Source organism: Amycolatopsis sp. NPDC049868 (genome assembly GCF_044461365.1).
GTDB lineage: Bacteria > Actinomycetota > Actinomycetes > Mycobacteriales > Pseudonocardiaceae > Amycolatopsis.
In genome coordinates this window covers 98,745-112,026 of the sequence record NZ_JBITKV010000019.1, presented here as the reverse complement: position 1 = coordinate 112,026, position 13,282 = coordinate 98,745, and the positions used below count along the sequence as shown (strand labels likewise).

At 70.3% G+C, this 13,282-nt stretch carries 10 protein-coding genes; 7 read left to right on the top strand and 3 right to left on the bottom strand.

Annotation, left to right across the window (positions count from 1 at the left end):
- Positions 1-3: 3 nt before the first annotated feature.
- Entirely contained in the window at positions 4-327 is a 324-nt protein-coding gene (locus ACIBTM_RS42560; RefSeq protein WP_395882813.1) for an MGMT family protein, read from the bottom strand.
- Between the two features lie 54 nt (positions 328-381).
- Between ACIBTM_RS42560 and ACIBTM_RS42555 the strand changes: the two genes are divergently transcribed.
- Both ACIBTM_RS42555 and ACIBTM_RS42550 read left to right on the top strand, forming a co-directional pair.
- Positions 382-3,612 carry an ATP-dependent helicase gene (locus tag ACIBTM_RS42555; protein WP_395882812.1) on the top strand — a complete coding sequence of 1,077 codons (3,231 nt, stop codon included), beginning with the start codon at positions 382-384 and terminating at the stop codon, positions 3,610-3,612.
- Complete coding sequence (locus ACIBTM_RS42550) at positions 3,609-6,866, top strand: ATP-dependent helicase (RefSeq protein ID WP_395882811.1); 3,258 nt, start codon at positions 3,609-3,611, stop codon at positions 6,864-6,866. Before ACIBTM_RS42555 ends, ACIBTM_RS42550 begins: the two co-directional genes overlap by 4 nt.
- Here the strand turns inward: ACIBTM_RS42550 and ACIBTM_RS42545 are convergent.
- Entirely contained in the window at positions 6,863-7,249 is a 387-nt protein-coding gene (locus tag ACIBTM_RS42545; protein ID WP_395882810.1) for a hypothetical protein, read from the bottom strand. The genes ACIBTM_RS42550 and ACIBTM_RS42545 overlap by 4 nt on opposite strands.
- Before the next feature lie 88 nt (positions 7,250-7,337).
- On the opposite strand from ACIBTM_RS42545, the gene ACIBTM_RS42540 reads away from it, so the two are divergent.
- Both ACIBTM_RS42540 and ACIBTM_RS42535 read left to right on the top strand, forming a co-directional pair.
- Positions 7,338-8,414 carry a potassium channel family protein gene (locus ACIBTM_RS42540; protein ID WP_395882809.1) on the top strand — a complete coding sequence of 359 codons (1,077 nt, stop codon included), beginning with the start codon at positions 7,338-7,340 and terminating at the stop codon, positions 8,412-8,414.
- A 126-nt stretch (positions 8,415-8,540) separates the two neighbouring features.
- Positions 8,541-8,948: a hypothetical protein gene (locus ACIBTM_RS42535; RefSeq protein ID WP_395882867.1), complete on the top strand. Its 408-nt coding sequence runs from the start codon at positions 8,541-8,543 to the stop codon at positions 8,946-8,948.
- A gap of 157 nt (positions 8,949-9,105) precedes the next feature.
- Here the strand turns inward: ACIBTM_RS42535 and ACIBTM_RS42530 are convergent, their stop codons facing one another.
- Positions 9,106-10,191 carry a neutral zinc metallopeptidase gene (locus ACIBTM_RS42530; RefSeq protein WP_395882808.1) on the bottom strand — a complete coding sequence of 362 codons (1,086 nt, stop codon included), beginning with the start codon at positions 10,189-10,191 and terminating at the stop codon, positions 9,106-9,108.
- 216 nt (positions 10,192-10,407) lie between these two features.
- Here ACIBTM_RS42530 and ACIBTM_RS42525 point away from each other — a divergent pair, with 216 nt between their 5' ends.
- From ACIBTM_RS42525 to ACIBTM_RS42515, 3 genes are read left to right on the top strand one after another with little or no spacing between them, the layout of a single operon-like run.
- Positions 10,408-11,523, top strand: coding sequence for a hypothetical protein (locus ACIBTM_RS42525; RefSeq protein WP_395882807.1), 1,116 nt, complete (start codon positions 10,408-10,410; stop codon positions 11,521-11,523).
- Positions 11,517-12,158, top strand: coding sequence for a DUF4129 domain-containing protein (locus ACIBTM_RS42520; protein WP_395882806.1), 642 nt, complete (start codon positions 11,517-11,519; stop codon positions 12,156-12,158). Before ACIBTM_RS42525 ends, ACIBTM_RS42520 begins: the two co-directional genes overlap by 7 nt.
- Positions 12,155-13,279: a DUF4350 domain-containing protein gene (locus ACIBTM_RS42515; protein WP_395882805.1), complete on the top strand. Its 1,125-nt coding sequence runs from the start codon at positions 12,155-12,157 to the stop codon at positions 13,277-13,279. Before ACIBTM_RS42520 ends, ACIBTM_RS42515 begins: the two co-directional genes overlap by 4 nt.
- The last annotated feature ends 3 nt before the right edge of the window (positions 13,280-13,282 follow it).

The following is a 13,282-nucleotide window of genomic DNA, read 5'->3' as shown; positions in this document are numbered from 1 at the left end:
AACCTAAAAGAGAGCGCCGGGACCAGCGTCGTCGTCGGGATCACGTTGCCACCGGTATTTCCGCAGGTCGACGCGCTGGCCGTCGGCGATGACGCCTTCCGCGCGCAGCCGTTGCAGCTGTTCGTCGAGCAGATGCGGAGCCGGTGTCCCGTCGGCCCGCAGAATGCGGTGCCAAGGCAGGTCGTGGCCGTCCTCGCCGAGGATCCGGCCGACCAGCCGCGGTGACGGCGCTCCCGAAACCGACGCTATATCCCCATAAGTCGCGACCGAGCCGGCGGGCACGCTCGCGATGACCTCGCGCACCCGCTCGTGCAGTTCGTCATCCATGGGACCACTTTGCCGTGCCGCTGCGAGGTTGTGTCGGCGGGGCGTGGTTCCATCGTGGGCGTGAACGGGCGGCGAACAGCGGCAGGAACCGACGCGCGGCTGGTCCGCACGCCGGTCACCGGCACGCCGTCCTTCCAGTGGGATTCCGGCGCCCGCCGCCTGCTGGCCGCCCCGGACGGTTTCCGCAGGGTCCTCGGCGGCCCCGGCACGGGTAAGACGGCCTTGCTGGCGTCGGCGGCGTCGCGGCGTATCGCGGAGGGCGCGAATCCGGAGAGCGTGCTCATCCTGACCACCTCCCGCAAGGCGGCCGAGGTCCTGCGCGCCGACATCACCCATCGGCTCACCACCGATCCGGAAGAGGATCCGCTGCCGCGCACGATCCGCGAGCCGCTCGTGCGCACAGTGCATTCGTACGCGTACGCGCTGCTGCGGATGGAGGCGCAGGCCGACGATCTCCCGCCGCCCCGCCTGCTGGCCGGGGCGGAGCAGGACGTCGTCGTCCGCGATCTGCTCGCCGGTGACATCGAGGAGGGCGCGCTCGACTGGCCGGAGCAGCTGCGCCCCGCGCTGAGCGTGCCCGGTTTCGCCGAGGAGCTGCGAGACCTCCTGCTCCGCGCCGCCGAACGCGGGCTCGGCCCGGAGGATCTGGTCGAACTCGGCAGGCGCCGCGGCCGCGAGGAGTGGATCGCGGCCGGGCGCTTCTGGAGTCAGTACGAAGAGGTCACCCTGTTGCAGGGCGCGGGCGGCAACGCGCTCGGCGTGGCGAGCGCGCCCGCCCTCGACGCGGCGGAGCTGGTCACTTCCGCCCTGCTCGCGCTGGAGGACGATCCCGATCTGCGGGAACGCGAGCAGCGCCGCGTCCGGCACCTGTTCGTCGACGACGCGCAGCATCTCGACCCACTGCAGACCCAGCTCGTCCGCCTCATCGGGCACGCGGCCGACGAGTTCGTCGTCGCGGGCGACCCCGACCAGTCCGTGTTCTCCTTCCGTGGCGCGGATCCCCGCCTGTTCGCCGACGCGGACGAGGACGGCGAGCGCACGGTCCTGCTGACCACGGCGCATCGGCTCGCACCCGTCATCCGCACGGCTGTCACGAAACTCGGCTCCGTGCTGCCCGGCTCGTCACCGCAGCGCAAACTCGTCGACGCGCCGGACGCCGAGGGCGGTGTCGTCCGGGTCCGCCTGATGCCGACCCCGGCCGCCGAGGCGAGCTGGATCGCCGATCAGCTTCGCCGCGCGCATCTCGTCGACGGCGTGCCGTGGTCGGAGATGGCGGTGCTCGTCCGGTCGCCCGCCCGCACTTTCCTTGTCCTGCAACGTGCTCTGCGGGCTGCGGGCGTGCCGATCGGTTCGGCGACCGAGGAATTGCCGCTCGCGAAACAACCCGCGGTCCGTCCTCTGCTGGCGATGCTGCGGCTCGCCGCGGACCCCGAACTGCTCGACGTCGACCTCGCCGAGATGCTGCTCTCCTCGCCCTTGGGCGGCGCGGATCCGCTCGCGTTGCGGCGGCTGCGGCGCGGCTTGCGCAGGTTGGAGCTCGCGGGCGGCGGGCAGCGCTCCAGTGACGAGCTGCTGGTGGAAGCCTTACGTACCAACGATGTCCTCACCGGTCTCGCCGAGGCCGAGTCGCTCCCGATGCGCCGGATCGGCGGTCTGTTGCATGCCGCGCACCAGGCCGTGGTGCGCGGGGACGGTGTCGAGCAGGTGCTGTGGGATCTGTGGCAGGCGAGCGGCCTGGAACAGCGTTTGCTGCGGCTGGTCGACCGCGGCGGATCGCTGGGTTCCCAAGCGGATCGCGACCTCGACGCGATCGTCGCGCTCTTCGACGCGGCCGGTCGCTATGTCGACAGGTTGCCGAAGGCGAGTGTCGCCTCGTTCGCGGATTACCTGTCCTCGCAGAACATCGCGGGTGACACGCTGGCCCCCGCGGCCATGAAGAGCGACGGAGTCTCGCTGCTCACCGCACACGCGTCCGCCGGTCGCGAGTGGACGGTCGTGTCCATCGCCGGTGTCCAGGAGGGCAGCTGGCCGGATCTGCGATTGCGCGGATCCGTGCTCGGCGTCGAGCGGCTGGTCGACCTCATGTCCGGTGTCGACGACGAAAAGGTGTCCGCCACCGCGCCGATCCTCGCCGAAGAGCGGCGGCTGTTCTACCTCGCCGCGAGCCGGGCGCGGAAGACGTTGCTGGTCAGCGCGGTCGCGGGGGAGGACGAGCAGCCCTCGCGGTTCATCGACGACCTGGAGGAGAACGGCGCGGACGACGGCGGCCTCGACTCGCGGATGAAGCCGGCCGGACGTTCGCTGGTGCTGGCCGAACTCGTCGGTGAACTGCGCGAGGTCGTCTGTGCTGATACAAGCGGGGACGAACCGAGCGACTCGGAAAGGCGGCAGCGGGCGGCGCGTCAGCTCGCCAAACTGGCCGCCGCCGGGGTACCGGGCGCGCATCCGGGCACCTGGTACGGCCTGCTGGAACCCTCCACCGGCGAACCCGTGCACGGGCCGGGCGATCTCATCCGCATCTCACCGTCCACTGTGGAGGTTCTGGTCAAATGCCCGCTGCGGTGGCTGATCGAACGCCACGGCGGCAGCGACCCGGCACAGCTCGCGGCGGTCACGGGCACCCTGGTGCACGGGCTCGCGCAGGCGGTCGCGGGCGGAAGCAGCGACGAGCAGATCCGCGCGGCCCTCGACGAGGCCTGGGTGCGGGTCGACGCCGGGGCGCCGTGGTTCTCGCGCCGCGAGCGGTCGCGGGTCGAGCAGATGCTGCGGAACTTCATCTCCTGGCTGGAATCCAGCCGCAAAGAGCTGATCGAAGCCGGGGTCGAACAGGACATCGAGGTCGAACTGCCGGTCGGGGATGACGACGTCCGCGTGCTCCTGCGCGGCCGCGTCGACCGCGTGGAGATGGACAAGGACGGCCGCCCGGTCGTCATCGACATCAAGACCGGCAAGGTCCCGATCTCCGCCGCCGACGCCGAACAGCATCCGCAGCTGGCCGCGTATCAGCTCGCCGTGCTGCTCGGCGCGGTCGAGGGCGGTTCGAAACCCGGTGGCGCGCGGCTGGTCTACGTCGCGAAGTCCAACAACAAGACCGGATCCACCCAGCGCGAGCAGGCGCCGCTCGACGAGGACGGCGGCAAGCAGTGGCTCGAGCTGGTGCGCTCGGCGGCCGGATCCGCCGCGGGCCCGGAGTACGGCGTCACCGAGAACCCGGACTGTGATCGTTGCCCGGCAAGGGGTTGCTGTCCGCTGCGCCCCGAGGGCAGGCAGGTGACCGGCCCTTGATCTCCGAACTCCAGCGCCGCCAGGTCGAACCGGGCGAGATCGCCCGCGCGCTCGGCCTGCACAGCCCGACCGACGAGCAGGCCGAGGTGATCGCCGCGCCGATCGAGCCGTCGCTGGTCGTCGCGGGCGCGGGCGCGGGCAAGACCGAGACGATGGCCGCGCGCGTGGTGTGGCTGGTGGCCAACAGTGTCGTGCCGCCGGAACGCGTCCTCGGCCTCACCTTCACCCGCAAGGCCGCCCGTCAGCTCGGCGAACGCGTCCGCACCCGGCTGCGACGGCTGGTCGGATCGGGGCTGCTCGACAGGATCGACCCGACCGGCGACCTGCGCACGACGGTGACCGCCGGAGAGCCGACAGTGCTCACCTATCACGCGTATGCCGGGCGGCTGCTGTCCGAACACGGCCTGCGGCTGCCCGTGCAACCCGGCGTCCGGCTGCTTTCGGAGACGTCCTCCTGGCAGTTCTCGCATCGCGTCGTGTCCACTTGGGACAATGATCTCGACACCGATCGTGTGCCCTCCACGGTGACGGCGCAGTTGCTGGCGCTGGCCGGGGAGCTCGGCGAGCATCTGGTCGAGACCGAAAGGCTGGCCCAGTACACGTCCTGGCTGTGCGAGGTCATCGAGAACGCGCCCCGCGCGAAGGGGCAGCGCGCGTCGCTGCCGCAGAAGCTGGCCGAAGTCATGACGGCGCAACGGTTCCGCCTGGCGCTCCTGCCGCTGGTCGAGGCGTATCACGCGCGGAAACGGGCGGAAGGCGCGCTCGACTTCGCCGACCAGATGTCGCTGGCCGCGCAGCTCGCCAGCAGCTATCCGGCGGTGGTCGCGGGGGAGCGCGAGCGCTACGGCGCCGTCCTGCTCGACGAGTACCAGGACACCGGGCACGCTCAGCGGATCCTGCTGCGGTCGCTGTTCGGCGGCGTCGAACATCCGCCGATGCCGGTGACCGCGGTGGGCGACCCGGCGCAGGCCATCTACGGCTGGCGCGGCGCGAGCGCGGCGAACCTGCCCCGGTTCACCACGGACTTCCCGCGTGACAACGGCGAACGACTCGTCCCGGCGCTCGATTTCGGGCTGCTGACCAGTTTCCGCAATCCGCCCGAGGTGCTCGAACTCGCGAACGCCATCTCGGAACCCTTGCGGGAACGCGGTCTCGGTGTCGCGCGGTTGCGTGCGCTGGAAGGCGCGGGGGCCGCCGACATCGCCGCCGCGCTGCTGCCGGACATCCGCGCCGAACGCGAGTGGGTGGCCGACGCGGTGGCGAAACGCTGGTTCGAAACCGTGGAGGAGACCGGAAAACCGCCGACCGCGGCGGTTCTGGTGCGCCGTCGGGCCGACATGGCACCGATCGCGGCCGAGATGCGGGCACGCGGGCTTCCGGTGGAGGTCGTCGGTCTCGGCGGCCTTCTCGACGAACCCGAGGTCGCGGACCTGGTGAGCACGTTGCGAGTGCTCGCGGACCCGCTCGCGGGCAGCGCGGCCGCCCGGTTGCTGACCGGGGCACGCTGGCGGATCGCGGCGGCCGACCTCGCGGCGTTGTGGCGCCGGGCCGGTGAACTCTCGTCGCCGGTGCCGCCGTCGGGGAAGTCCGATGTGGACGAACCGGTACTGGTGACCGAGCGGGTCGAGCAGGCGGGGCTCGCCGACGCCATCGACGATCCCGGGACACCGGAACGCTATTCGCCCGAGGGGTACCGGCGAATCCGGCGGATCGGCGCCGAGCTGTCGGCGTTGCGACGGCGGCTGGACCAGTCGCTGCCCGAACTGGTCGCCGACGTGGAACGCACGATGCTGCTCGACGTCGAGTCGCTGGCGCGTCCCGGGCCTGCCGGACGCGCGCACCTGGACGCTTTCGCCGACGTCGTCACGGATTTCGCCGAAACCTCGCCGACGGCGACCCTTTTGTCCTTTGTGGACTATCTGAACACGGCAGCGCACGCGGAAGACGGGCTCACCCCCGGCGAGGTGGAGGTGGTCCCGGATCGGGTCCAGGTGCTGACGGTGCACTCGGCCAAGGGGCTGGAATGGCGCATCGTCGCGATTCCGCATCTGGTTAAGGAGGTCTTCCCCGGGCGGCGGCGTTCGTCGTCGTGGCTGCGGACGTCGACCTCGCTGCCCGCCGCACTCCGCGGCGACTCGGAGGACCTGCCCGAGCTACGGATCCCCGAGGGCGCGGACCGCAAGGAAGTCCAGGAAGCGCTGGAACTGCACGAAGAAGGCTTCGTCGCGCGTGAAGCGGACGAGGAGCGGCGGCTTTGTTATGTCGCGCTGACGCGCTCCGAGCACACCATGCTGATCTCCGGCCATTGGTGGAACGAGAGCAGCGCGCGGCCGAAGGGCCCGTCGGAGTTCCTGCTCGAAATCGGCGAGGTGATGCGGGGGAACTCGGTCGGCCGGATCGAGCACTGGGCCGACGAGCCGGAAGCCGACGGCGAGAATCCGCTGGTCGCCGACTCCCGCCGGTCGCGGTGGCCGGTCGATCCGCTGTGGCCGCGGCGCGAGGGCGTCACCAACGGCGTCGACATGGTGCTCGGGGCGATGGAAGAGGCCGAACACGCCGAGCAGGAGGAAGAGGACGATCCGGACGGTTGGATCTCCGACACAAAGGTGCTGCTGGAGGAACGCGCGCGGGCGCGGGACCGGGTGCAACAGGTCGTCCTGCCGCCCCATCTTTCGGTGAGTCAGCTGGTCGAGCTGTCGGCAGATCCCGCCGCGCTGGCCAACCGGCTGCGGCGGCCGCTTCCCGTGCGCCCCAACACTTACGCGCGCCGGGGGACGGCTTTCCACGGCTGGCTGGAGCAGCGGTTCGGCGGCGAGCAGCTGCTGGAGATCCACGACCTGCCGGGTGCGGCGGACGTCGACGAGGCGCCCGATACCGAGCTGGAGGCGCTGCAGACCGCGTTCGAGAAGAGCGAGTGGGCGCATCGGGTGCCGCACGCGGTCGAGGTGCCGTTCTCGGCGGACGTCGTGGGCGTGACGGTGCGCGGACGGATGGACGCCGTGTTCGCCGACGCGGACGGCGGCTGGACCGTCGTCGACTGGAAGACCGGTGCCGTTCCGGAAGCCGACCGGCTCGAGTCGCTGGCCGTGCAGCTGGCGGCGTACCGCCTGGCGTGGGCGGCCTTGAAGAACATCCCCGTCGAGAAGGTACGGGCGGCGTTCCACTACGTGAAACACGACAGGACCGTGCGCCCGGCGGATCTGCTGGACGCCGAAGGCCTGCGACAGCTTCTGCGGAGCGTCCCGACGATCTAGGCGCGGTCGCGGACCTTGAGTGCCCAGAGCACCAGCGGGATCTGCAGCGGGACGCGGGCCCAGAAGGCCGCCCGCCAATGCTTCGGGGCCTTCCGGCGGTCGGCGTCGATGGCCATCTTCACGTTCCCCGGCAGGACCACGACGAAAAGCAGCGCGGCCGCGAGCCCGCCGAGCCGCCGGGTCTTCGGATTCGCGACCGCCGCGGCGACACCCAGCTCGGCCACGCCGGAGCCATAGGTCCAGGCCCGAGGAGAGCCGGGAAGCTGCTTCGGGATGATGGCGTCGAAGGGTTTCGGCTGGGCGAAATGCAGGACACCGGCCGCACCGAGCAGGCCGGCGAGGAAGTGGGCGGGCCGCTGAGACGGTTTGGAATCCGAAGACATGCCCTGAGCTTCGCATACCGAGCTGAAGGGAAGGATCTTCGGCTATCCTCCCGACCGTGAGTGACGCGGACCAGGCCGGAGCCTGTGCATGAGGGTTCTCAAGCGTTTCCCGGTCAGGCTGAGCGACCGCCCGGACCACGAGCTCGTCGGTGTGATCCGGATGCCGGAACTGACGGTCAGCCCGCTGCGGTCGATCGTCAGACGGATCATCGGGGCGATGCTCGCCCTGCTCGCGACCGTGCTGATCGTCTACCTCGACCGGGACGGCTACCGCGACGCCAACGGCGACGGGCTCAGCTTCCTCGACAGCCTCTATTACGCGACGGTGTCGCTGTCGACCACGGGTTACGGCGACATCGCGCCCGCGACGCCGTCCGCGCGCCTGGTGAACGTCCTGGTGATCACCCCGCTGCGGGTGCTCTTCCTCATCGTCCTGGTCGGTACCACACTCGAAGTGCTCACCGAGCGCTCCCGCCAGGCTTTCAAGATCCAAAAGTGGAGGACGAAGGTGCGTGACCACACGGTCGTCGTCGGATTCGGCACGAAGGGCCGGTCGGCGGTCAACGCGCTGCTCGGGGACGAGAACGTCGAACCCGACCACATCGTCGTCGTCGACACCGACCAGCAGGCCCTCGAAGCGGCCACGTCACTCGGCTTGGTGACCGTGCACGGCTCGGCCACCCGCGCCGACGTGCTGCGCGTCGCCGGGGTCCAGCGGGCGCGCGCCGTCGTCGTCGCCCCGAACCGGGACGACACCGCCGTGCTGGTCACGCTGACCGCCCGTGAGCTGGCGCCGAAGTCGCATATCGTGGCGTCGGTGCGGGAGGCGGAGAACGTCCACCTGCTCAAGCAGTCGGGCGCGAACCAGGTCGTGGTGTCGAGCGAGACCGCCGGGCGCTTGCTCGGCATGGCGACGTCGACGCCGCTGGTGGTCGACATGGTCGAGGACCTGCTCACCCCCGAGTCCGGTCTCGCGATCGCCGAACGCCCGGTGGAACCGTCCGAAGAGGGCGGGTCGCCGCGGCATCTGCCGGATATCGTGCTGGGCGTCGTCCGCGACGGTGTCCTGTACCGCGTGGACGCGCCGCAGGCGGACGCGATCGAGCCGGGGGACAAGCTGCTGTACATCCGGAAGGTGACCGCGGCGGAGACCATCGAGCGGTAGCAGGGGAGCTTTGCTACCACCTCCCCGGGCTCCTGTGCTTTGCCGCGAGGTTCTGGGAGCATGGCGAGCGTGCGCAAGCGATCGGACCCCGCCAGAGGGCTCACCCCGGGGTGGAACTCCCTGGCCGTGGCGGCCGGGGTCGGCCTGCTGGTGATCTTCCTGGCGTGGTTCGCCGGGCCCGGTCTGTTCGGTATCTCGAACGAGACCAAGGGGGTGACCGTGCAGGCGGAGGTCGTCGAGCCCGCACCCTGTACGGGCGGCGGCGCCACCGAGAAGGTCAAATTCGAGTTCGGCGGCAAGCCGGCGGAGGGCTCGCTCAACGGCTGCGGACACGGCAAGGGCGAACGCCTCGACGTCGTCGTCCCGGACGGGGCTTCGGGTGACGCCATCGCGGTGCACGCGGCCGACGCGACGGCCGGAGCGAGCGACGCGCGGCGGCCGCTCGGGCTGGCGCTGCTGGTGTTCAGCTGCTTCGCGGGCGGGATGTACGTCTTTTTGGTGTTGCGCGGGCCGCGTGTGCCGGCGACGGCCTGATCCCTGGCTCGCGATCGTATGCCTTCGCCCTGTGACTACTCGATGTGGTCGGTGTGCGGCTGAGTATTACCGCAGGTGAGAGGTGTGTGGAAATAGGGACGTTGAGTGTCCCTATTTCCACACACCCAGTCGTGAGTGGACCGGTCACGCGCGAAAATTAGGAAACGGCGCTGGACGGAGCCGAGAAGGTGTTGCAGTCGGCGATCCGGTTGTTGCTCGCACCCGCCCGCCACCAGGACGCGTAGTGCGCGTTCGTCCCGTGGTCCTGGCTGCGCGAGGTGTTGTCGCCGCGGGTCTCCTGGTCGTTCCAGGCCTTGTTGTACATGTCCCGGCTGACCGTGCCGCCCTGGTCGACGTGCGCGCCGAGGAACATCCCGGAGAAGCACTGCGCCTGCAGTTCCTTGCGCCGCGACATCTCCAGCCCGGCCGGGCTGTTCTGGCCGGCGTCGTAGATCTTCTGCCAGGCCGCGTCCATCAGCCCGGCGACCTCCTGCACGTGATGTCCGTACTCGTGCGCGAAAAGGGCCAGGTAGACGCCGGGGTTGTTGCCGTACTGGTCGGTCTGCAGACCACGGAACGGCACGTAGAGGTTGTTCTCGCAGTAGTACGCCGCCGTCGCGATGCCCACCTGGATGGTGCCGCATTCGGTTTCGAAGCTGGCCCCGGTCGGGAAGTGCAGGGCGGGCGGGGTGAACGGCAGGTCGTAGGCGTCGAGGAACGGGCCCCAGGCGTTGTCGAGGCATTTGCCCGCCGCGGTGAAGAACGCCTCGGCGGCTTGCTGGCTGCTCTGCCACTGCGGCAGCGTGCAGACCCGGTTCTGCAGGCCGGCGTTCGGGTCCTGGAGGATCGGGTGGTCACCGAGTTTGAGGATCTTCTGCGGTCCGCTCGACGAAGACGGTGCCTTGGTCGGTGACGTCGGGAACGGGTTCGTCGACGACGAGGGCGACGAAGACCCGCTCGGCGGCAGTTCCCCCTGCGAAGGCGTGTTCGGCAGAGTGCTGTAGCCCGCATTCGCTACGTGATCGGAGTCGTCACGATTGAGTGAAACGATCGCGACCAGGCCGAGGACCAGTACGGCGACCGCGCCGAGGCAGATACCGACGATCGCGCCCACCGACCGGCGCGGCGGCGGCGTCGGGAAGTGGTGCGGCGCGCCGTGCCACTGGGCAGGGGGCTGGCCGTGCACGGGCGGTGGCTGGACGGCGCCGCGTGGCGGCCACTGGCCGTGGGGCGGTTGCGTCATCAAGTCGGTCCCGGTGGTTCTAGGGGCGAACCGGGGGCACCCGGTCCGATGTTCAGCATAACGAGCTAACGGCTTCCCCACCCACAGCTCGGCTGCAGAGGGTATCCAGCATGAGGCGAGCGGTCACCCATCAGTGTCGTCCCCCCAGCTCTGGCTGGGTGTCGGACCCTCTGGAAGAGTGTTCGTAAGCAACGTGAACGGGTAAGGGGCTGTCGCATGACGGAGACCGGCGGACCGTCCGGGCCGGAAGGCACTGAGACGCCGAAGCCGCAGGCGGGGGAACCAACACGGCCGCAGGCGGACACACCGACGCCGCCGCAGGGGGAAGTGCCGCCGGCACAGCAGTGGCAGTCACCCTCCGGGGCGACGCCGCCGCCTCCGCTGCCGTCGTACCAGCCCCCGCCGCAGCAGCAGTACCCGAACTGGAAGGTCGGCCTCGGCAGGCCCGGCGTCATCCCGCTGCGCCCGCTGAACCTGACCGACATCCTCGACGGCGCGGTCACGGCCATGCGCAAGTACTGGCGGATGGTCTTCGGTGCGGCCGCGGTCACCGCCGTGTTCACCGCGGCCATCAACCTGGTCGGGCTGCTGCTGGTCGACACCACCGCCGACCTCGAACAGATCCGCGATCTCGGCCCGGCGGCCACCGATCAGGAACTGATGAACCAGATGCTCGGCATCCTGGGCGGGACGCTGGCGACGTCGTTCATCACCCTTGTCGCCACCCTGCTCGGGACGACCGTCCTGACCGGATTCCTGACCGTCCTGATGGGCAAGGCCGTCCTGGGCAAACCGGTCACGTTCAAAGAGGCCGCGAAGGAGGCGGCGCCGCGGCTTCTGCCGCTGCTCGGGCTGACCGTGCTCTACACGCTGGCGATCCTGGTCGGGGCGATCTTCTGCCTGCTTCCCGCGATCATCCCCTACACCTTCTGGGCGCTGGCCAGCCCGGCGTTCATCCTCGAACGCGGCACCGTGATGGAGGCGTTCCGCCGGTCGGTGAAGCTGGTCTCGGGCATGTTCTGGCGGGTCTTCGGAATCCTGTTGCTGGCGTACGTGATCTCGTCGTTCCTGGCGTCGATCATCACGATTCCGTTCAGCTTCAGCGCCTTCCTGTCCATCTTCGGCAATCTGGACCAGGTGTACATCCCGTCGACCGGTGACCTGATCCTGCAGTCGGTGGGCACGGTGATTGCGCAGACGATCGTCGGCCCGTTCAGCGCGCTGGTCACCGTGATCCTCTACATCGACCAGCGGATGCGCCGTGAGGGGATGGACATCGAGCTGGCCCGTGCGGCCGGGATCCAGACGCCGCCCCCGCCTCAGGCATGGTGACGCGCTTCCTCGCTGAAGTCCCGGTCGACATCGACCGGGACACCGCCCGGCTGCGCGCCGCCGAGGAGCTTTCGGGACAGGCCTATCAGGCCGCGAGGCCGAGCTGGCTGTCCGAGGCGTTCAGCTGGGTGGTCGAGAAACTGCTGGGCTTCCTCGAAACGGTCGACGGTGTCGTGCCCGGCGGGATCTTCGCCGTGGTGCTGCTGGCCGTCGTGCTGATCGTGCTGGTCGTGGTGATCCGGTTGAAGTCCGGGCCCTTGGCGACGTCGGCCAAAAGCGGGCGAGCCGTGTTCGCGGGGCAGCGCAAGGCCTCCGGCGAACACCGCAAGGCGGCCGAGGAAGCCGCGTCGCGAGGCGACTTCGACGACGCCGTCCGTGAGCGGTTCCGTGCCGTGGTGCGGTCCTTGGAGGAACGGGCGCTGCTGGACGAGAAGTCCGGGCGGACCGCCGACGAGGCCGCCATCGAAGCCGGACGGCTGCTTCCCGACCTCGCCGTGCCCCTGCGCGCCGGCGCCCGGTTGTTCGACGACGTCCACTACGGCGGTATCCCGGCCACGGCGGACGGCTATCGGTCACTGTCCGATTTGGACGAACGTTGCCGTCGTGCCAGGCCCGTCGCCTTGGCGGCCGGATGACCTCGGTTTCGCCCGACGCCCGCCGGATCTGGCGCGGGGTGCGGCTCCCGCTCGCGGTCGTCCTCCTGATCGTGCTGACCGGCACGCTGCTCGTGCTCTTCCGGGGCGAGCAGACCACCGGCGCGCTCGAACCGGGTTCCTACGAGCCCGGCGGCGGCCGCGCGCTGGCGACCTTGCTGGAACGGGAAGGCGTCAAGATCCCGATCGTGCGCACCGCCGCCGAGGCCAAGGGCGTCGCGAGGGACGCGACGGTCTTGATCACCAAGCCCGAGTACGTGCCCAAGAGCGCCTTCGCGGAGATCCGGCAGAGCGCCGAGCACGTCGTGCTGGTGCAGCCGGGCTCCGGCACGGTCGAGGAAGTCCTTCCCGGGGTGCGGGTAAGCGGCCAGGTCGAGACCGAGACCCGCGCGCCCGAGTGCGAGGCCGCGGATCCCGTCGCGGCGGGGAGCGCGACGATGGGCGGCCTGAAGTATTCCGCCACGCAGCCACGGGCGCTGGACTGCTACGGCGGTTCGTATCTCGAAGTCCCCGGTCCACAAGGGACGGTGACCGTGCTCGGCACCCCGGCCCCGCTGACCAACGAGTGGCTGGCCGACGAGGGCAACGCGGCGCTGGCGATGCGGGTGCTCGGTAAGCACGAGCGGCTCGTCTGGTACCTGCCGACGGCCACCGACCCGTCGCTGGAGACCGCGAAGAAGCCGCTGTCCGAACTGATCCCGGCAGGCTGGTCGTACGCGGCGTTGCAGGCCGGGGTCGCGGTGGTACTGCTGGCACTGTGGCGCTCGCGGCGGTTGGGCCCGGTGGTGACCGAGCCGATCCCGGTCGTGGTCCGCGCGGCCGAGGCCACCGAGGGACGGGCTCGGTTGTATCGCAAGGCGAAGGCCGCCGCGCACGCCGGGGAGACCTTGCGTGAGGCGGCCCGCGCCCGGCTCCGGCCGTTGCTGGGGCTCACCCGTGACGCCGAACCGGCCGCATTGGTGGAGTCCGTCGCCGCGCGGACCGGCCGGGCGCCCGCCGAGATCGGCGCGCTGTTGTACGGGGACCCGCCCGCGGACGACGCCGCGCTGGTGCGGCTGGCGGACGGACTCGATGTCGTGGAACGAGAGGTGGAGCGGTCTTGAGTA